The 20241-nt window shown below is 41.1% G+C and carries 15 protein-coding genes; 5 read left to right on the top strand and 10 right to left on the bottom strand.

Annotated elements, in window-relative coordinates; translation table 11 throughout:
* Window positions 1-245: 245 nt before the first annotated feature.
* Window positions 246-1907 (bottom strand): FMN-binding glutamate synthase family protein, encoded by a 1662-nt coding sequence (locus R2Q70_RS09305; RefSeq protein WP_316807321.1) that lies wholly within the window; start codon window positions 1905-1907, stop codon window positions 246-248.
* Between the two features lie 84 nt (window positions 1908-1991).
* Here R2Q70_RS09305 and R2Q70_RS09300 point away from each other — a divergent pair, with 84 nt between their 5' ends.
* Entirely contained in the window at window positions 1992-2612 is a 621-nt protein-coding gene (locus tag R2Q70_RS09300; RefSeq protein ID WP_316807320.1) for an L-threonylcarbamoyladenylate synthase, read from the top strand.
* 261 nt (window positions 2613-2873) lie between these two features.
* Complete coding sequence (nhaA, locus tag R2Q70_RS09295; protein ID WP_316807319.1) at window positions 2874-4025, top strand: Na+/H+ antiporter NhaA; 1152 nt, start codon at window positions 2874-2876, stop codon at window positions 4023-4025.
* Between the two features lie 1364 nt (window positions 4026-5389).
* On the opposite strand, the gene R2Q70_RS09290 is transcribed toward nhaA, so the two are convergent.
* Window positions 5390-5539, bottom strand: coding sequence for a hypothetical protein (locus tag R2Q70_RS09290; protein ID WP_316807318.1), 150 nt, complete (start codon window positions 5537-5539; stop codon window positions 5390-5392).
* 219 nt (window positions 5540-5758) lie between these two features.
* Between R2Q70_RS09290 and R2Q70_RS09285 the strand changes: the two genes are divergently transcribed.
* Both R2Q70_RS09285 and R2Q70_RS09280 read left to right on the top strand, forming a co-directional pair.
* A complete protein-coding gene (locus R2Q70_RS09285) occupies window positions 5759-5941 on the top strand; it encodes a hypothetical protein (protein ID WP_316807317.1) in 183 nt (60 codons plus the stop codon).
* A 69-nt stretch (window positions 5942-6010) separates the two neighbouring features.
* Window positions 6011-6532 (top strand): hypothetical protein, encoded by a 522-nt coding sequence (locus tag R2Q70_RS09280; protein ID WP_316807316.1) that lies wholly within the window; start codon window positions 6011-6013, stop codon window positions 6530-6532.
* Window positions 6533-6553: 21 nt separating this feature from the next.
* Here R2Q70_RS09280 and R2Q70_RS09275 read toward each other — a convergent pair whose 3' ends face one another.
* The 5 genes from R2Q70_RS09275 to R2Q70_RS09255 all read right to left on the bottom strand — a co-directional run bounded on the left by R2Q70_RS09275 (window position 6554) and on the right by R2Q70_RS09255 (window position 11944).
* Window positions 6554-7201 carry a hypothetical protein gene (locus tag R2Q70_RS09275; protein ID WP_316807315.1) on the bottom strand — a complete coding sequence of 216 codons (648 nt, stop codon included), beginning with the start codon at window positions 7199-7201 and terminating at the stop codon, window positions 6554-6556.
* 41 nt (window positions 7202-7242) lie between these two features.
* The gene (locus R2Q70_RS09270; RefSeq protein ID WP_316807314.1) at window positions 7243-7554 is read right to left on the bottom strand and encodes a hypothetical protein; all 312 of its coding nucleotides are present in this window, start codon (window positions 7552-7554) and stop codon (window positions 7243-7245) included.
* A 110-nt stretch (window positions 7555-7664) separates the two neighbouring features.
* On the bottom strand, window positions 7665-8924 hold the full coding sequence (locus R2Q70_RS09265; RefSeq protein ID WP_316807313.1) for a 5-methylcytosine restriction system specificity protein McrC: 1260 nt from the start codon (window positions 8922-8924) through the stop codon (window positions 7665-7667).
* Complete coding sequence (locus tag R2Q70_RS09260; protein WP_316807312.1) at window positions 8917-11268, bottom strand: McrB family protein; 2352 nt, start codon at window positions 11266-11268, stop codon at window positions 8917-8919. Before R2Q70_RS09260 ends, R2Q70_RS09265 begins: the two co-directional genes overlap by 8 nt.
* A gap of 409 nt (window positions 11269-11677) precedes the next feature.
* Window positions 11678-11944 (bottom strand): hypothetical protein, encoded by a 267-nt coding sequence (locus R2Q70_RS09255; protein ID WP_316807311.1) that lies wholly within the window; start codon window positions 11942-11944, stop codon window positions 11678-11680.
* A 155-nt stretch (window positions 11945-12099) separates the two neighbouring features.
* Here R2Q70_RS09255 and R2Q70_RS09250 point away from each other — a divergent pair, with 155 nt between their 5' ends.
* Entirely contained in the window at window positions 12100-12843 is a 744-nt protein-coding gene (locus R2Q70_RS09250; protein ID WP_316807310.1) for a hypothetical protein, read from the top strand.
* Between the two features lie 764 nt (window positions 12844-13607).
* Here the strand turns inward: R2Q70_RS09250 and R2Q70_RS09245 are convergent.
* The 3 genes from R2Q70_RS09245 to R2Q70_RS09235 all read right to left on the bottom strand — a co-directional run bounded on the left by R2Q70_RS09245 (window position 13608) and on the right by R2Q70_RS09235 (window position 19982).
* A complete protein-coding gene (locus tag R2Q70_RS09245; RefSeq protein WP_316807309.1) occupies window positions 13608-13742 on the bottom strand; it encodes a hypothetical protein in 135 nt (44 codons plus the stop codon).
* Window positions 13743-15391: 1649 nt separating this feature from the next.
* Window positions 15392-16798, bottom strand: coding sequence for a TolC family protein (locus R2Q70_RS09240; RefSeq protein ID WP_316807308.1), 1407 nt, complete (start codon window positions 16796-16798; stop codon window positions 15392-15394).
* Entirely contained in the window at window positions 16785-19982 is a 3198-nt protein-coding gene (locus R2Q70_RS09235) for an efflux RND transporter permease subunit (protein ID WP_316807307.1), read from the bottom strand. Before R2Q70_RS09235 ends, R2Q70_RS09240 begins: the two co-directional genes overlap by 14 nt.
* Window positions 19983-20241: the final 259 nt, after the last annotated feature.

Below are 20241 nucleotides of genomic sequence, written 5' to 3'. Positions count from 1 at the left end.
AGCCTTGATCTTTTGCTACTTTTCCATCAAGGGAAAAGTAGGAGGCCGCCGCCGATGAGGCGAAAGAAAAATCTATTAGCACATTTATTAATAATATTTACTCATTGGACACCCGTCGTAAACGAGAAGATTGCCACAGTCAGCTGAAAAAGCTTCCTTCGCAATGACGAGATTTCCTTATCGGTTGGTGTCCTCACCAACCGAAACGCACCTTATCTTTTCGGGAATAAATACGAATAGATTAATTAGATCCCTTCATCACTCATCGTATCATTAAACGAATTTGCATGCGCATAATCAACCGCTGAAACTTTATAATCGGTTGGCGCAAAACTTTTCGATGTGCTCAATGCCATTCCCAGTTCGAAACGTGTAGGATATGGCGTTTGCAATAAACTACCTGCCGGAATGTACGGAAAAGTCTCCAAATAAGATTGCATCACATTCTGGCTCACCCTTCTGTTGATATAAGCCCGGCTCAGCTGCGATGGTTCTTTCAAACCTGCTGCACCCAGTAATTCTACCGCACTGGCCACCGTTAAATTATGGAAATTTTTAACCCTAACGGTTTTATCTTCCACCACCAAACCTTTCATCAAACTTTGATCTTGCGTAGCCACACCTGTCGGGCAAGTATTGCTGTTACACTCCAAGGCCTGGATGCATCCCAAAGCGAACATCATTCCTCGGGCCGCATTGCACATATCGGCACCCAAAGCAATATTTTTAACCAAATCAAATCCTGACGAAACCTTACCAGAAGCGATAATTTTGATATGCTTTTTAAGGTCAAAGCCATTTAAAACATCATAAACAAAAGCAACCCCTTCACGCAAAGGCATGCCGACAGAATTTGAAAACTCCTGAGGTGCTGCTCCGGTTCCACCTTCTCCCCCATCAACGGTAATAAAATCAGGATAAATACCAGTTTCTACCATGGCTTTGCAGATAGAATAAAACTCACTTTTACGACCGATACAAAGCTTGAAACCGACAGGTTTTCCTTCCGAAAGATCTCTCAAACGCTTCACAAACTCCAATAAACCAATTGGGGTATTAAAAGCCGAGTGCGCTGGTGGCGATAAAATATCTTTGCCCTGTGGCACCAAACGAATCCGGGCCACTTCTGGTGTAACTTTTTTTGCCGGCAACATCCCGCCGTGACCTGGTTTTGCGCCTTGTGATAATTTAATTTCGATCATTTTTACCTGATCGGTTACCGCCCTTTCTGCATAGGCATCGTAATTAAACGTACCATCTTCATTTCTGCACCCAAAATAACCGGTTCCGATTTGCCAGATTAAATCGCCACCTGGCTGACGGTGATAGTCACTAATCCCCCCTTCTCCTGTGTTATGGGCAAAATTACCCATTTTCGCTCCGCCATTTAAAGCAAGAATCGCATTCTGACTCAACGAACCGAAACTCATTGCGGAAATATTATAGATACTTGCTGAATAAGGTTTTTTACAATCTGGTCCACCAACCAGCACACGTGGATCGGGATTTAACTCATGGTGTGAAATGGCCGCAATGCTATGGCTTAACCATTCATAACCGTTATCATAAACGTTAAGTTGTGTACCAAACGGAATGGTATCATTGTCTTTTTTAGCACGCTGGTAAATCAACGACCTGTTTAATCTGTTATAAGGTGTACCGTTTACATCACTTTCTACGAAGTATTGATAAACTTTTGGTCGCAGTTCTTCCATGAAGTACCGTAAACGACCAAAAACGGGGTAATTTCTTACGATACTGTGTTTAGGCTGATAAAGATCGTAAACACCGAGGATTACAAAAGGTCCTGTAAAAATAAATGTCCACCATAAAAACGGATGATAAAGCCCCAACATAATGGTAAGGGCGACTAAAAATGCGGCAATCGCAACGAATGCTTTTCTCATAATAATAGATTAGCGTATGTTTTGTTAAATACAAAGATTAGGAATATTAAACAACTGACAGCATTAAATTGTTATTTTTACGCTATGTTAATTAAGATTTATCCGGAAAACCCTAATGAAAAGGCCATTGAACAGGTGGTAGATGTACTTAAAAAAGGCGGTTTAATTATTTATCCTACTGATACCATTTATGGTTTGGGTTGCGACATTACCAATCCAAAAGCCATTGAAAAGATTGCCCGCATCCGCGGAATAAAACCCGAAAAAGCTAACTTTTCTTTCATCTGCCATGATCTTAAACACATTTCTGATTACATTAAACCCATAGATAACACCACGTTCAGGGTATTGAAAAAAGCACTACCCGGACCTTTCACTTTTATTTTCAATGCCAACAATAACGTCCCTAAACTTTTAAGCTCAAATAAAAAAACAGTGGGTATACGTGTGCCAGATAATAACATTGCCCGTTGTATTGTAAAAGAACTTGGCAATCCAATTCTTTCTACCTCCATAAAAGATGATGATGAGTTGGTAGAATACTCTACTGATCCTGAATTGATTCACGAAAAATATGAGAACTTAGTCGATTTGGTAATTGATGGCGGCTATGGCGACAATGATGCATCTACTGTGATTGATTGTACCAACGGCGAATTCGAAGTGATTCGTGAAGGCAAAGGGAACATTGAAGACTTCCTGTAAAACGCTAAAAATCACCACAACAACAAAAGAACAATTTATATTTACTATTAAATTTATTTTTTTGCAATTGTTTAAATTCAATTATTCGTTAAGGCAAGTGCTCATCTGAAAAAAACCATATCATAACGTGATTTGCGGAATAATTATCATTCATAAAATAGCAGATTGCAGCAGTCAGCTGAGAAAAAATCCTTCAAATGCCTGCGGATAATATGAAATGAAGTTGCTAAGCATTCCTATAGTTTCGCCAAATTTTAAATCATGCCCAAAACCATCAACCTAAATATTTTTAAACAATTTTTTAAGTCCGGACAAGTTGGTGGCATAATGCTTTTAATTTGTGTTGTCATTTCACTAGTTATCGCCAACACATCCGCAAAAGACGATTTCGCACTTTTTCTGGAAACTACACTTGGCTTTGGAGCAATCAGTTACAGCATCCTCACCTGGATCAACGACGCTTTAATGGCTGTATTTTTCCTCCTCGTTGGATTAGAAATTAAAAGGGAGCTGATGGAAGGTGAATTATCATCCATTAAAAGCGCTACCCTTCCGGTAATTGCAGCATTAGGCGGAATGTTGGTTCCTGCATTAATCTATGCACTTTTTAACAAGGGAACGGCAACTGCAGGCGGCTGGGGTATCCCCATGGCAACCGACATTGCCTTTGCACTGGCTATCATCGCCATGCTGGGTAAAAACGTTCCTGCAAGTTTAAAAATCTTTCTGGCAGCGTTAGCCATTGTTGATGACCTGGGCGCAATCCTGGTCATTGCCATTTTCTATACCCAACAAATTCATTTCGATCAGTTGGCTATGGCAGGAGGTGTTGTGGTGTTGCTGGGTTTGATGAATTATTTTGGTGTAAAAAACCTTTTATTCTATTTAATTCCAGGCATTTTCTTATGGTATTTTATCCATCATTCAGGTATTCATGCCACCATCGCAGGAGTATTACTAGCCTTTACCATTCCAACAAATGAAAGCAACTTACCATCACCGCTCGAGAAATTAGAGCATTTTCTAACGATTCCGGTGAATTACCTGATCATGCCAGTTTTTGCATTAGCAAACACCAACATCACTTTTCATCAGGAAATGTTTTCAGCATTGGTTTCTCCATTGGGATTAGGAATTATTATTGGGTTATTTGCCGGCAAAACAATTGGTGTTACCTTTTTTAGCTGGCTGGCTGTTAAATTAAAATGGGCCGATCTACCCACCGGAGCAAGTTGGAAACATGTTTTAGGGTTAGGCATGTTAGCAGGAATTGGCTTTACCATGTCAATATTTATTGCGATGCTTTCTTTCAGTGATGTAGCGCAAATTTCAGAAGCTAAATTCGCCATTTTGATGGCTTCCGTATTTTCGGGTTTGATTGGTTTTTTCTTTTTAAGATCGATAAAAAATTAAAATCCGTTCGTTGCTTGAACACCCCGAGTAAACGATGAGATTGCCACAGCCTGTGAAAAACAGGCTTCGCAATGACGACATTTCCCATCAATGAATCCGTCATCTCGAACGAAACCAATCCTTCATTGTTTGAGGAGAGATCTCATTCGAAAAACTAATTTGATGATAAATTGAATTGTTTTTTTTAAAAATGTAGCAATTTGATCACGCATTTCAAAGATCTCTCCGCTACGGTCGAGATGACGACTCGCTATAACCTCCATGCTACCTTCCCCTTTCAGGGGGAAGGTGCCTGCAGGGCGGATGGGGGTTTAGGGATTGACAATAAAAAAAGGCCAAAACTTTTAGATTACCGTCTGCACGAGTATGACGAATATTGAAATTAATAAAGTAAAGGTAACCACCCCCGCCCCTCCTTGAAAATAAGGAGGGGAGTTTCCCCTCATAGCGCTGAAAACTTATGCAAAGATCTCTCCGCTACGGTCGAGATGACGACTCGCTATAACCTCCATGCTACCCTTCCCCTTTCAGGGGGAAGGTGCCCGCAGGGCGGATGGGGGCTTAAGCGCCGTGCTCCCCGGCATAGGAGATGATGGAAGGAGAAAACGTAAAAGCTTTTGCAGACACTTTCAACAACCACAACTCAAGGCATCGCGTCCATCCCGACCCTTCGTCGGGACTTGTGATGCCGACCTTAAGCTTTAACGAATTTATCCGACATCAGATCCACCTGTCCCGAGTCTTCGGGAAGCCTTGATTTTTGGTTACCTTTTTATCAAGAAAAAGGTAAGAGGCCGCCGCCGATGAGGCGAAAGAGAAATCTATTAGCATATTTATTAATGCCATTTCCTTACTAGACACCGCTCGTAAACGATGGGATTGCCACAGCCTGTAAAAAACAGGCTTCGCAATGACGACATTTCCCATCAATCAATCCGTCATCTCGAACAAGACCAATCTTTCATTGGTTGAGGAGAGATCTCATTCCATCAAATCCCTAAAACAGATTTCTCAATCGCGAAAAGCTCATTTCGAAATGACGAATTTGTCAATAAACCAATCCCTCATTGGTTGAGGAGAGATCTTCGTCGAAAAACTAATTTGATGATAAATTGAATTGGGTTTTTCAAAGATCTCTCCGCTACGGTCGAGATGACGACTCGCTATAGCCACCATGCTATCCTTCCCCCAGGGGGCTTTAGTGCCGATTTACCTTCGGCAAAGGTGCCCGCAGGGCGGATGGGGGTTTAAGCACCTCGCTACCCGGCATAGGAGATGATGGAAGAGAAAGCAGTTGAAACTTGTGCACAAACGCTCACAAAACCATAACCAAAACAGCGGCAAGTCGGATTTTTCCATCCGACCTAGTCCGCTGTTGCCAATAAAGTTTCGACGAGCTTAACCGACATCAGATCCAAGCCTTGATTTTTGGTTACCTTTTTATCAAGAAAAAGGAAAGAGGCCGCCGCCGATGAGGCGAAAGAGAAATCTATTAGCATATCTATTAATGCCATTTCCTTAGTGGTTACCCCTCGTAAACGATAAGATTGCCACAGCCTGTGAAAAACAGGCTTCGCAATGACGACATTTCCCATCAATGAATCCGTCATCTCGAACGAAACCAATCCTTCGTTGCTTGAGGAGAGATCTCATTCGATAATATTCCTAATTCAACAACTTTGTTATTAATTATACACCATATTTTCTTATTTTCGAATAATTAATCTCTCAATATGGCCGCAATCTGCTTCATCCCCTTTATTTTCTATCTGCTTTATCAAAAAGCCAACACTGCCCGAACAAACGAAGAAGTGCAGGATTACAGAAAATTCAAAAAAAACATGCTCATCCTATCCTTCGTATTCGTTATCGGTTCTGCATTGCTAGCATACCTGCAACTGGTGCTCTTTAAATAACAAATCATGAAAAGCCGGCAGTAGTCTCCGCGATAATTGGCTGGCCGTGAAATGAAATGACGCTCCCCTATGAAACCCACCATTAAATACACAGTTAAAGTTTGCCTGGTAACCTTATTCGCATCCCTTCCAGTTACCTTGGCTATCGGGTGGACTTATATCAGTTTAATCCTGCTCTCCAAACCAACAAACTATAACTTTAATTTCCACCTCCCCTTCTCCGATATTTTTACCTTCACCGCGATCATTGCCATAGCGATGACTTACAGCAGTTATTCAGCTGGTAAATTCGGAAAGAAAAAGTTTATTAACGATCGTCCGGTTGTGCATTCAATAGTGATATTCCTCTGTTATCTGTCTTTCAGCAAGCGCATGCAGGTGATGGGTTTCGATCAACTTTTATTTAGCTATACACCCATGTTTCTGATGGCTTACCTGTGTTCGCATATTTTCTCCACCCATAAAGATGAATTGGCCTGGGCGGCTTTAAATATATCAACAAGCAACGATTTAAAATCAGACCGGCATCAAAACCCCTTCGCAATTTCGGAGCAGAAAAGCATCTATTCGGAAGAAACAAGCAGCAAATAGCTATACCTCCATCTAAAAATATTACAGGATTTCCTGATCAACATTTTCGGTCGTTCCCTTACTGCGGTTTTTGGTTCTCAAACGGCTTAAAGTCTCATTGCGCATCACCAGGTAAGATGCCAGATATTTTAGCGGTATGCGTTTGAAGAATTCAGGGTTTGTTTTCAGCAGCCTAAAATAACGCAACTGTGCAGATGGTAAACGGCTCAGCAAACTGCGTTCGGTTGCCACATAATAATATAAACCGGTTAACCGCTCACCAATCACAGCCATCGATGGGTATTTCTCCTGCAGATAAGGGATCAGGCTATAGGGCATCATCATCAACTGGCAGTCTTCAACCGCCTGTAAACTTAACGGATATTCCTCTCGGGTAAAAATCTCAGCATTAGGCGAACCCAACACGTTGTTATTTAAACTGATGGATAAGGTAACATCCTGTCGGCCTACCATGATAAACCCCCGAATGGCACCCTTAGCCAGAAAAACCATGTGATTTCTCATGTCATCCGTTTTAATTAACTGCCCCTTACTCAAGGTAGTGATGAGTACTTTCGCTGCGATATCCCGTTTCATCTGTTCGGGCAAGGCAACAAGCGCAGAAAGAAATCGCAGAAAAGGCTCAACCTTATTTAAATTGTGAGAAATGGATTGGTGTGTTGCCGGCATGCTCAAACAAGTAATAAAAATTAAATATACAGAAATCGCCCCTATTTCAGCAACAGCATCGAACGTTTCGCTCCTACAGGCAGCAATACCAGTTTCTTTAATAAATAAACACTTAAACCACTTTCGGCAAGCCGGATATCGAACCAGATGTGGTCGCCGACAGCTATTTTCATATTACTTAAGCTCAATTCAAAGCCTATATTCTGATCATTAACGTCATTAATTAAGCCCCAACCGATGAGTGGACTAACTCTTATAATCTTTCCCAGACGCAGCATTAGTTTAACCATTTGGGCAACAAATATATGACCCTGAATGGTTCGGGCATTCGCCAGAATGTTTTTTCTGTGCATCGGCTTGACATAAGTCAAGTTGCGGGTTTACTTTTTAGTTTTATGTAAGAGTGCTTTGAGATAAAAGTTGATGTGTATTAATAAATCCGCTTTTTTAATCCGGAACCTAGTCAATCACTAACGTATACTAACTCTAGAAGGGCATTACTAACCAACCTAAACAGGTTATATCCTAATTCTTTGTTCAATCTTCCTTCGCTATCAAGAACTGTTACCACAACAATTTGCCCTAAATAACCATTTCTAGCATAAGCGCCCCTTACAGCAATCTTACTTCCTTGCGGACTAGGGTACAACAACATACCCAACTTAGCTTCCCAAAATTCGTTGTACACATAGATCTGTCGCAAATCATCCATCCCAATACGATCATAGGCATAGTTCTTCCACTTGGTATCGATAATCACAATTTCGCCGCTCGCAATATGCTGTAAAACAATATCAGGTCTAATGGTTTTATACTCCCAAAAACGTTTACTGTCCTGTCCTTTCACTAGCCATTCGCCATTTGCTTGTTGTTGTAGTTTAGCCAATACATATTTTTCCCATAAATCGTTCATGTCAAACATTAAGGCCAGCATTTGCTCATCGCCATGTTTTACATTAGGCGAGTAGTTCAATATAATCAGCCTTGCCAAAGCAATTACTGTTTGGTAGGCTTGGTTCTTACGGTTAAAACCGATTTTATCGAAAGTCTGTGCCACCACAACTAAAGCGCTCACCTCTGGAAAGTTCAGTTGCACCGCCTTACAGCGCCCATAGCGATAGGTACCTTTAGACATCACTTCCACCACCTGCAGCGCTTCATTCATCACTCGATGCAACAAATGATCTTGATCATACACCTGATGGGTGGTATAAAATCTTTCCTGATGCACCAAGTTCTTACGGATATGCCCCGCAAATTCCAACTTTCCTTTTAACGCCAGTGTATTCTTAGTCTCCTTGCGGTACTGCTTAATCAAACCTGCATGTACCAATTGTTCTACCTCCGTTAAAAACCAGTCGAAATAAATATCTAATAAATGGATGCTCTGCCTAGCCACACTCGCCTGCCCCAGCTCATTAACCTTTAGCTGATGCGTTACCCGCAACATTTCGATCAGTACATCTCGCCATTGGTTATTCTCGGCAGTACACCCCTCCACTTTCGGCAGCACCTCAATTACCAAATCATCTACTTGTAGCACACCAACGTAGCCGCTAAATTTAATCCCCTCGTAAATGGGTGTAAAATATTTGCTGTTGTGCAGTTCGTTGAGTTTTAGCAAAGCCCTAAAGTACCTATCCTCAAACCTTACGCCATCATATGTATTGTTTTTAAGCAAACGCTGATGTTCAAATACCTGTATCAGTTTAGGCTTAGCCATCGCTCAATAGAATTTGTAAAGCAGCAATAATGGTATCGTGAGTAATTGGCTTCAACTCAAATTGACGCTTACTATCAATGTGATGAATTTCTAAGCCTGCCATTGTAGGAAACAAGGCCTGCATAGTTTCCAATGGTGCTTTTACATTGACAAAACCACCCCCCAATACCAAGGCAATTTTTTCATCGTCATGATAAAAATATTCTTTCAATAGCGGCACAATACAGTTGTTAAAAGCATTGGCCAAACCATGCGTATCGCTCACATTAATTAAATAACTGTGTCCAATTTGATGGTCTACATCCAACAACACCGCAATACGTTCGTTAATTTTCGTAAGTACCACAGCCAAATCTATCCCTTCTAATTTTCCTCCGCTTGCTTTTAGAGCGCCATCACTAGTAATTTTTGAAGGCTCTGGCATCATCTCCTCAAAAGCGAAACGCCTACGCAAAGCCGTATCTAAGGCTTCGACGCTTCTATCAGCTGTGTTCATGGTACCAATAATATACAAGTTACTAGGTACAGAGAATTTCTCTTTACTGTAAGGCAAGGTTAGTGATAAAGCTTCACTTGCTCCAGCTCGTTTACTTTCTTCAATCAACGTAATCAGCTCACCAAAAATAGCCGATACATTACCACGGTTAATTTCGTCGATAAATATTGCATAGTCATGTTGTGGATTATTTTCTGCTTTCTTACATAAACGCTTAAATACGCCATCCTCTATTTTGTATGAAATGTCTGAGCTTCCTTCTTCCAAGTTCGGCTTTATTCCCTCCATAAAATCCTCGTAACTATATGACTGGTGAAAGGTTACAAATTCATAATTTTCTACTTCCTGCCCGCCTACTGGATTAAAATCATTTAGTTTAGCCAGCACTTCATAACTTTCTGGATAGAGTTCTCTTACCAACTCTTCTTCAACGGACCACACGGATTGTTCGTCCTTCCAAAAGTACATTGGCTCCGAACGTTTTGCCACATTCACTTGTGGACAGTCAAACACGGTGTGTGCTTGTAACTGTCCCCAAATCGTAGGCATTACTGTTTTAGACTCTGACAACCTTTCTTTTACTTGAATAAAAGGATGCTCATAAATATCTCTTACTTTGACAGCTTTCTTATCCAATAAAACTATTGTAATTACCTGCCACCAATTCAGATCAGCTAAAACCTGCTGCATAAATTGATCTTTACTCAGCTCAGTTTCTTTAACCGTGAACTTGTTAAAATATTCATTTTTCAATTTATAAGTTTTACCAGTGCCTGGAGGGCCATAAAGGATTTGATTGAGGGGCATATGATGTGATGATTGATACTTAGAAATAATTGTCGGAGATGCATTAAAAACCATAGCTCGAAAATCTTTCTTATCGAACTTATAATAACTACTCTTATTAGTGACAGCTAGTATTTCTTTAGCAGCTAGCAATAATTCATTGTAATGCCTTTCAATATTTTCGTTTAAAGGATAGTTAGTCAAATAAGCTTTCTCTTCTGCAAACTCTTCAATGGCATTACCGGTCTTATGTTTAGAAATTAAGGTATAAAATCCCTTGGCACTTACATTCATAGCATAACGCTGACCAATGCCAAAAATTAAGGTATCTTTTTCGTAATTAAAGTATATTTTTTGCGAGGAGTTATCTAAGCCTAAGTCACCAATTAATCGGCGTAATAGTTTAAAATATGTAGTAGCAACCTCATCTACTATTTGAGTTAGTATGTCCTTAAAAGGATTGTTTTGTTTTTCTAATCTTAATTCTAATTTTTTCAACGATAATTCAAATTCATCATTCCTAATTCGCTGCCCTATAAATGCTGGATTAGCCAACTTTTCTACATCTACAGCGTCATCTATTAATGGCGTAATAATAGCTAACTGTTTATCGACATCATCAAACATCAGTTCTAAATTTCCATAAACTTCTTCTACCGGTTTTATCTTTATGTTGAACATAGCATTAGTGTTGCTATTTAACCCAGCATATTTAATAGTATTAGGCAGGTTAGAAAAAACAGATTTAAGTACTTCTAAAACCGAAGCATTCTGTTCGTCTTTTGGGCTGTTCGTTTGATTAAGCTCAATAAAATAACTGTATCCAAGTTTCCCTAACTTAAATACAATCCCTGTAGCCTCTCCAGAAGAACCAGGATACGAAACAGGAAGAGACCAAAATGTAGTAGCAAAATAATTAGACTGTTGTGTACCAATAAAGATGTCTTTCTCTTGTCCATTACTGATCTTCTTCCTTAGTGAAAATGTAAAGTTAGGTTCTTGTTTTCTCTTAGCCATTAGCCAATCAAAAACAGCTTTTTCGTATTCGTGATAGTTGAGCATTTTAATTTAAGTAAATAATTTCTAGTGAAAAAACTTATTGAGTCTCTTAATCATTTGTTTCTGATTTCAAAAATCAAAATAATTTTCTATACGATTAGATCCCTAAACACAGTTTCTTTGGATAGCAGGTAAAAGTAAATGTTGTGAATTGACTTTTCAATTGCATTTTTAATTGATGTACTTTCGTAAGCCATTTAGCGTCTTCAGGTGAAAATTAGTTTGTATATTATAATTTGGTCTTTCTAATGGTCTTAGATGTGGTAGCAACTTAATGCGGGGTTTTGGTTGAGTTCGTTAGGCATTTATTAATTAATGCTGTTTTAAGATGTCGCAAGGTAATAATTTAATGGAAGCCTGACAATGTCCCAAATCAAAAAGGCCGCTTTTTATTAATATGGTAATGGTCAAACTACCTAACGCTTGATGCACCTCTACCCAACCCACCTAAACCAATAATAAACCCTATCCAATAGGTAAAGCCTGTATTATTTTCGGCATATATGCCAATTTTCAACCCTAGTATTTTCCCAATGATAGAAAACACAACAATAAAGCCATGCCATAAACCACCAAAAAAACCGTATTCACCACCTGATGAATATTTAGGGGCGCAAGAGCTTAAGCAAATCATGGCAAAAAGGGCGATGATAACCAGGGAGCAATATTTAATTTTCATGGGATATTTTTTTTATCAAAGCTAAAAACAACTATTGATAACATATTCCGGTTTCCCGTAGCCTGTAAATAAATTCAATCCACTCCTATAAGTTGTAAAGTCAAATGCTTATCTTGATTACAATTAACCATTTATAAACTCCTAAATTCAACGCAATGTCGAAAACGTATGAAACCGGCCATGCTAAAAATGTGGCCAATTTTGAAACCCTAGTAACCATTTTAAATGGTTTTGGAGCAGCTTACAATCCAAGTAATGCAAACCTTCAGCTCGGCAGTTTAGGCCAAAAAGCAGCAGATGCCAGGTTAGCAACCGAACAGGTGAATCAGTTGCTTGCAGCAAACAACAGTGCCATTGCCGTTCGCGAGCAGGCATTTGAGCCCTTAAGCAAATTAAGTACCCGAATTTTTAACGCGGTAAAGGCGAGTGGTGTGCCAGATGTGGTAGTGGAGCAGGTTACCACGCACCACCGAAAACTGCAGGGAAGGCGGGCTTCAGCAAAATTATCAGAGGCCGAAAAGCAAGCACTTGCTGCCAAAGGAACTCCGGCTAATCAGGTTTCAGCCTCGCAATTAAGTTTCGACAGCAGATTAGATACCTTCGATAAACTGATCAAGTTATTGGGCACCATTCCCCAGTATACGCCAAACGAAGTTGAATTGCAGTTAGCCAGTTTAACCACATTGTACCAGGATTTATTGCAGCAAAACCGTGAGGTTATTTCAAAAAACACCGATCTGAGCATCGCCCGGATCAACCGAAATACGGTATGTTACGATGAGGAAACAGGTATGATTGCCCTTGCCCTCAATGCCAAAAATTATGCGAAGTCGGTTTTTGGCACCACCACCCCGCAATACAAACAAATTGCAGGCATTACTTTTAGATATATACCTTAAAACATATAAAAATGAAACCAATCATCCCTAAATCATTCTCTTTTTAAAACAGCAACAAATCAACCGGTTGCTGTTTTTGTTTTGATACAATTTTCTGATTGATCAATTGCGCCAACCGACGCAAGAAAATACAGATAGCCTATTTCTTCCCCTTTCAGCAAGGCACCTGCAACCCGCAATCTGGCAACCCGCAGCTAATTCCCCTGTTTTTTCAACATTTCAATTTGTATACTGAAGGATATGGCTTGAATGACCAACTGCATTGATTGAATGAGCGACTGCGTTGGTTGAATAAGCGACTGCGTTGGTTGAATAAACGACTGCGTTGGTTGAATAAGCAACTGCGCTGCTTGAATGAGCGACTGCGTTGGTTGAATAAGCACCTGCGCTGGTTAAATGAGCACCTGCGTTGATTGAATAAGCGACTGCGCTGCTTGAATAAGCGACTGCGCTGGCTGAATGAGCGACTGCGTTGGTTGAATGAGCGACTGCGCTGGTTGAATAAGCGACTGCAAAACTTCCGTCATCTCGAACGAAACCAATCCTTCATTGGTTGAGGAGAGATCTCATTCGAAAAATAATTTGCTAATAAATTGAATTGTGTTTTTCAAAGATCTCTCCGCTACGGTCGAGATGACGACCCGCTATAGCCACCTCGCTACCCGGCATTGGAGATGATGGAAGGGAAAGCAGTTGAAACTTGTGCACAAACGCTCACAAAGCGGTAACCAAAACAGCGGCAAGTCGGATTTTTTCCATCCGACCTAGTCCGCTGTTGCCAATAAAGTTTCGACGAGCTTAACCAACATCAGATCCAGGCCTTGATCTTTTGCTACTTTTCCATCAAGGGAAAAGTAGGAGGCTGCCGCCGATGAGGCGAAAGAGAAATCTATTAGCATAACTAGACATTTCCTCATTGGATACCGCTCGTAAACGAAAAGATTGCCACAGCCTATAAAAAACAGGCTTCGCAATGACGACATTTCCCATCAATCAATCCGTCATCTCGAACGAAACCAATCCTTCATTGGTTGAGGAGAGATCTCATTCGCAAAACAAATTTGCTAATAAATTGAATTGTGTTTTTAAAAAATGCAGCAGTTTGATCACAGATTTCAAAGATCTCTCCGCTACGGTCGAGATGACGACTGGCTATGGCCACCTCGTTACCCGGCATAGGAGATGATGGAAGGAGAAAGCGTTAAAGCTTGTGCACACACTTTCAATAACCACAACACAAGGCATCGCGTCCATCCCGACCCTTCGTCGGGACTTGTGATGCCGAAATTAAGCTTTAACGAATTTATCCGAAATCAGATCCAGGCCTTGGATTTTTGGTCCTTTTGGGCCAAGCCAAAAGGACTAGGCCGCCGCCGATGAGGCGAAAGAGAAATCTATTTGCATATTTATTAATGACACTTCCTTGTTGGACACCGCTCGTAAACGAAAAGATTGCCACAGCCTGTGAAAAACAGGCTTCGCAATGACGACATTTCCCATCAATCAATCCGTCATCTCGAACGAAACCAATCCTTCATTGGTTGAGGAGAGATCTCATTCGAAAAAATAATTTGCTGATAAATTGAATTGTGTTTTTCAAAGATCTCTCCGCTACGGTCGAGATGACGACTCGCTATAGCCACCTCGCTACCCGGCATAGGAGATGATGGAAGGGAAAGCAGTTGAAACTTGTGCACAAACGCTCACAAAGCCGTAACCAAAACAGCGGCAAGTCGGATTTTTCCATCCGACCTAGTCCGCTGTTGCCAATAAAGTTTCGACGAGCTTAACCAACATCAGATCCACCTGTCCCGAGTCTTCGGGAAGCCTTGATTTTTGGTTACCTTTTTATCAAGAAAAAGGTAAGAGGCCGCCGCCGATAAGGCGAAAGAGAAATCTATTAGCATATTTATTAATGCCATTTCCTTACTATACACCGCTCGTAAACGATGGGATTGCCACAGCCTGTGAAAAACAGGCTTCGCAATGACGACATTTCCCATCAATCAATCCGTCATCTCGAACGAAACCAATCCTTCATTGGTTGAGGAGAGATCTCATTCGCAAAACAAATTTGCTAATAAATTGAATTGTGTTTTTAAAAAATGCAGCAGTTTGATCACAGATTTCAAAGATCTCTCCGCTACGGTCGAGATGACGACTCGCTTTGGCCACCTCGCTACCCGGCATAGGAGATGATGGAAGGGAAAGCAGTTGAAACTTGTGCACAGCCGCTCACAAAGCGGTAACCAAAACAGCGGCAAGTCGGATTTTTCCATCCGACCTAGTCCGCTGTTGCCAATAAAGTTTCGACGAGCTTAACCAACATCAGATCCAGGCCTTGATCTTTTGCTACTTTTCCATCAAGGGAAAAGTAGGAGGCCGCCGCCGATGAGGCGAAAGAGAAATACCTAAAATAGATTTCTCAATCGCGAAAAGCTCATTTCGAGATGACGACTCGCTATAGCCTCCATGCTACCCTTCCCCTTTCAGGGGGCTTTAGTGCCCATTTACCTTCGGCAAAGGTGCCCGCAGGGCGGATGGGGGTTTAATTCCATCCCCCACCCAACGAACGATACAAACCCACCACTGCATTTAACTGCTCTGTTTTAATCGTGGTTAATTCCAGCTCGCTTTGTAGTAAATTCCCCTGGGCGGTGATTACTTCTAAATAATTTGCCATGCCACTTTTGAATAACATACTAGCATTTTTCGAAGCCTGCTGTAAAGTTTGTGCCCTTTTCTCAGCGATGCTGTATTGGGTTTTCAACTTCTCAACTTTCGTTAACTCATCAGAAACTTCCCCAACTGCATTTATTACCGACTGGCGAAACTGAATCACCGTTTTTTCCCTGTCGATCTTAGCCAGTTCAAGGTTAGATTTCAATTGCCCTCTCTGAAAAATCGGCTGCATAATCCCTCCTGAAACCAAGCCAAATAATGAAGCAGGCATGCTAAACCAATTGCTCGCTTTAAATGAATTTACACCACCACTTGCGGTAATCACCAGCGATGGGTACAAACTTGCTTTTGCTACTCCTACCCTTGCATTGGCTACATTCAATGCCAGTTCGGCCGATTTAATATCAGGCCTGCGACTCAACAAAGCAGATGGAAATCCGACATTTAAATCTTCCGGAATATCCATTTGTGCCAGGCGATTACTGCGGTTAATTGATTGAGGCATGGTACCGATTAAAACACTTAGCGCATTTTCCTGCAATACCACATTTTGTTCTATACGTGGAACCAGCTGTGCCGCATTTAATTGCTGTGCTTCTGCCTGTTGAATGGCTAACGAAGTTACCTGACCAGCATCAAACTGTAAATTAATTATCCTCAGCGTACTATCGTTAAGTTTTAAATTTTTCTTGGCGATTTCCAGTTGAGCATCCAGCATCAGCAAATTATAATAACCTTGCGCAACATTGGCCACCAAACGGGTTTGAACGGCTTTACGGGCTTCTTCGGTTTGCAAAAAACTGGCTAAAGCGCCAGCTTTTTGGTTGCGGATTTTTCCCCAGATATCGGCTTCCCAAAACACACCCAGATTAGCCGAATAATCTTCTATATGCGTTGAACCAGTAAATTGATTTAAGCTCAGTCCGTTTAAACTGTTATCCGATGGACGGCTTGAACTTGCCGCCACCTGTAGTTTCAACTCGGGTAGATAACCCAGTTTCGATTGTTTAAACAACACTTCAGCCGCATCAATATTTTTCAGGGCGATTTGCATATCGTAATTTCTAAGCAATGCGGTATCAATTAAGTTTTGAACCGTAAGGTCTTTGATAAAACTTTTCAAGGGCAGATCGCCAACACTTGAAGAGTCTTTTTGTATGGCGTTTCTAAATAATCCTGGCGCTACGTTTGGCAGGGATAAATCTTTAGAAACTGAACATCCGCTCCAGATAACAGCAAGGAGCAACATGGCAATAATATTAAACCGTTTCATATACAGCATGATTGATAGGTGTTTCTTCATGATGATGAGGAACAACCTCTTGTGATTTTTTAGAGAATTTTTCTTGCAGTGCCTGAAAGATGACAAAGAGTACAGGAATGATAAACAGACCTAAAATTACCCCTGAAACCATTCCACCCGCTGCACCAATGCTAATGGAGTGGTTACCTTGTGCCGATGGACCTGTTGCACCCATCATCGGAATTAAACCCACAATGAAAGCAAGCGAAGTCATGATAATTGGACGTAACCTCGATTTTGCCGCTTCCAAAGCTGATGCAACCAGAGGCTCTCCGCTTCGTCTTCGTTGAACTGCGAACTCCACAATCAGAATGGCATTTTTCGCCAATAAACCGATAAGCATAATCAGCGCAACCTGTACATAAATATTATTTTGAATACCGGTTAAACCAATCGCTACAAATACACCGAATATTCCGGCAGGGATAGATAAAATAACTGCCAGCGGCAAAATGTAACTTTCATATTGAGCGGATAACAAAAAGTAAATAAATACCAGACACAATAGGAATATCACAGTTGATTGCCCACCAGAAGAAATTTCCTCACGGGTTTGTCCGGAGAATTCATAACTATAACCTGATGGCAAATGCTGCTCCGCAACTTCTTCAATGGCTTTAATGGCCTGACCAGAACTAAAACCCGGTTTTGGAATCGCATTAATCGAAATTGAATTAAATAGGTTATATCTCGATGCAGTTTCGGAACCATAAATACGGCTCAGTTTTACAAGTGTATTCAGCGGTACCATTTCTCCACGGTTACTTTTTACAAAAACACGGTCGATAGATGATGGATCTGCCCTGTCTTGAACATCAGCCTGAACAATCACGCGGTAATATTTACCAAAACGATTGAAATCTGATGCCTGTGCACTACCAAAATAGGTCTGCATGGTTTGCAAAATGTCTTTCACGTTTACACCCAGTTGGTCGGCTTTTTCATCATTGATATCCAGTTGCAACTGCGGATAATCGGCTTTAAAACTGGTAAAGGCTACGGCAATTTCCGGACGTTTCATCAGTTCGCTAATAAATTGTTGAGAAATGCCACTGAACTTATCCAGCTTACCGCCGGTTTTATCCTGCAATACCATATCCAAAGCTTCCACATTACTAAAACCTGGAACGGTAGGGAAACTGAACACAAAGAAACTACCGCCAGAAATGGCGCCCAATGTTCCACGCACCTGGTTCATAATTTCTTCGATATTTTTAACCTTACCACGTTCTTCATTCGGTTTCAATAGTACAAAAACCACTGCCGATGAAGGACTTGTTGAATTGGTTAACAGGTTGAAACCCGATATCGCCGTCACATCTCTCGAAGCATCCAGTTTACTCAGCACGTTCTCAGCTTCAGTCATTACCTTTTGCGTGCCTTCTAGTGATGTTCCTGATGGAGTATTTACCGCAATGGCGATAAAACCCTGGTCTTCAGTAGGGATAAATCCTGCCGGAGTAGTTTTAACCATGAGAACGGTAGCCAAAGTAATTAAAGCCAAACCACCCATGCTCAACCATTTATGGCGAACCAAAAACTTTAAACCGCCAACATAACGGTTGGTAAGGGAATTGAAGCTGTGGTTAAATCCGTTGAAGAACCGTTGCTTAAAGTTTGGTTTAACTTCAGGTTGATCACCAGGTGATGAATGGTTATCTTTTAAGAATAGTGCAGCAAGTGCCGGACTTAAAGTTAAGGCGTTAACCGCTGAAATTACAATCGCAATGGCCATCGTGAAAGCAAACTGACGATAGAACACTCCGGTTGAACCTTCCATAAAACCAACAGGCAAAAACACCGCCGCCATAACCAAAGTGATGGAAATAATGGCGCCTGTAATTTCATGCATGGCTTCATGTGTAGCTGCTTTCGGGTCCAATCCTTTATGTTCCATCTTGGCATGCACCGCCTCGACGACCACAATCGCATCATCCACCACAATACCGATGGCGAGAATTAAGGCGAATAAAGTCAATAAGTTAATGGAGAAACCAAATAACTGCATGAAGAAAAACGTACCCAAAATGGCAACAGGAACAGCTATCGCCGGAATTAAGGTAGACCTGAAATCTTGCAAGAACAAAAATACCACGATAAAAACCAGAATAAAGGCTTCAACTAAGGTATGCTCTACCTGCTCTATCGATTGGTCTAACGCTACCTTTGTACTGTAGAAAATATTCTTTTTTATTCCTGCAGGAAAACTCTTTTCTGATTTCTCCATCAGTTTGTTGATGGCCACCTGAATATCATTCGAATTGGAGCCCGCCAGCTGAATAACACCAATTACGATGGCTTTTTTACCATTGATCCTGGTGATGCTGTTATAAGAATAAGCACCCAGTTCAATTCTCGCAACATCTTTCAGGTGCAAGATTGAACCATCGGCATTGGAGCGTATAGCAATATTTTCATATTCTTCGGGTTTAGTTAACTTACCTTTATACTTAATAACGTATTCGAAAACCTCTTTACTTTTCTCTCCGAATTTACCTGGCGCAGCCTCTAAACTTTTATCTTGAATAGCCCTCATGATTTCGTTTGGCGTAACCTGATAGGTAGCCATCTGCGTTGGATTTAACCACACCCGCATCGAATAATCTTTTACCCCGCCAAAAATAGCTGCCGAACCCACACCCGAAATACGTTTAATTTCGGGGATAATGTTGATTTGTGCATAGTTAGCTACAAACGTTTGATCGTACTTCGACTCATCTTCGGTGTACAAACCAATGGCCATGATGAAACTGTTCTGTTGTTTGGCAGTGGTTACGCCTTGCTGTACCACTTCTGCAGGTAACTGACTGGTTGCCTGTGCCACACGGTTCTGAACATTAACTGCAGCCTGGTCGGCATTGGTACCCAGTTTAAAGAATACGGTAATGGCCAATGAACCATCATTACTGGCTGTAGAGCTCATGTACGTCATGTTTTCCACTCCATTGATAGATTCTTCGAGTGATGGCGCTACCGAACGTAAAACCGTTTCGGCATTTGCTCCCGGATACACCGCGGTAACCAAAACCGACGGCGGCGCAATATCAGGGAATTGTTGCAAAGGCAACTTGGTTAGGCCAAGTACCCCTAAAATCACCAACAAAATGGAGATCACGGTCGCCAGTACAGGCCTTTGTATAAATATCTTGAACATTATTTCTATTAATTTATTTTCTCTTTTTTACTTTAAGCTGTAATCTTTCAACATCTACTATCTAAGACACCTAAGAACAGCCTAGCTTTTAGCATTTAGCTTTTCGCTCTGCCTTTTGACTTTTGACTTCAGACTCCCGACTTTTGACTTTTAACTTTTGACTTCGGACTCCCGACTTCGGACTTTTAACTTTTGACTTCGGACTCCCGAATTTTGACTTTTGACTTTTGACTTTTGACTTCGGACTCCCGACTTCGGA

Source organism: Pedobacter agri (assembly GCF_032678665.1).
In the GTDB taxonomy this organism is placed as follows: Bacteria; Bacteroidota; Bacteroidia; order Sphingobacteriales; family Sphingobacteriaceae; genus Pedobacter; species Pedobacter agri_A.
This window is presented reverse-complemented; position numbering and strand designations above follow the sequence as displayed.

Bases quoted from the DNA above. Each gene is read 5' to 3' on its own strand.
- R2Q70_RS09305 (WP_316807321.1), bottom strand. From the start codon at position 1,907: ATGAGAAAAGCATTCGTTGCGATTGCCGCATTTTTAGTCGCCCTTACC.
- R2Q70_RS09300 (WP_316807320.1), top strand. From the start codon at position 1,992: ATGTTAATTAAGATTTATCCGGAAAACCCTAATGAAAAGGCCATTGAA.
- nhaA (WP_316807319.1), top strand. From the start codon at position 2,874: ATGCCCAAAACCATCAACCTAAATATTTTTAAACAATTTTTTAAGTCC.
- R2Q70_RS09290 (WP_316807318.1), bottom strand. From the start codon at position 5,539: ATGGCATTAATAGATATGCTAATAGATTTCTCTTTCGCCTCATCGGCG.
- R2Q70_RS09285 (WP_316807317.1), top strand. From the start codon at position 5,759: ATGGCCGCAATCTGCTTCATCCCCTTTATTTTCTATCTGCTTTATCAA.
- R2Q70_RS09280 (WP_316807316.1), top strand. From the start codon at position 6,011: ATGAAACCCACCATTAAATACACAGTTAAAGTTTGCCTGGTAACCTTA.
- R2Q70_RS09275 (WP_316807315.1), bottom strand. From the start codon at position 7,201: ATGCCGGCAACACACCAATCCATTTCTCACAATTTAAATAAGGTTGAG.
- R2Q70_RS09270 (WP_316807314.1), bottom strand. From the start codon at position 7,554: ATGCACAGAAAAAACATTCTGGCGAATGCCCGAACCATTCAGGGTCAT.
- R2Q70_RS09265 (WP_316807313.1), bottom strand. From the start codon at position 8,924: ATGGCTAAGCCTAAACTGATACAGGTATTTGAACATCAGCGTTTGCTT.
- R2Q70_RS09260 (WP_316807312.1), bottom strand. From the start codon at position 11,268: ATGCTCAACTATCACGAATACGAAAAAGCTGTTTTTGATTGGCTAATG.
- R2Q70_RS09255 (WP_316807311.1), bottom strand. From the start codon at position 11,944: ATGAAAATTAAATATTGCTCCCTGGTTATCATCGCCCTTTTTGCCATG.
- R2Q70_RS09250 (WP_316807310.1), top strand. From the start codon at position 12,100: ATGTCGAAAACGTATGAAACCGGCCATGCTAAAAATGTGGCCAATTTT.
- R2Q70_RS09245 (WP_316807309.1), bottom strand. From the start codon at position 13,742: ATGCTAATAGATTTCTCTTTCGCCTCATCGGCGGCAGCCTCCTACTTT.
- R2Q70_RS09240 (WP_316807308.1), bottom strand. From the start codon at position 16,798: ATGAAACGGTTTAATATTATTGCCATGTTGCTCCTTGCTGTTATCTGG.
- R2Q70_RS09235 (WP_316807307.1), bottom strand. From the start codon at position 19,982: ATGTTCAAGATATTTATACAAAGGCCTGTACTGGCGACCGTGATCTCC.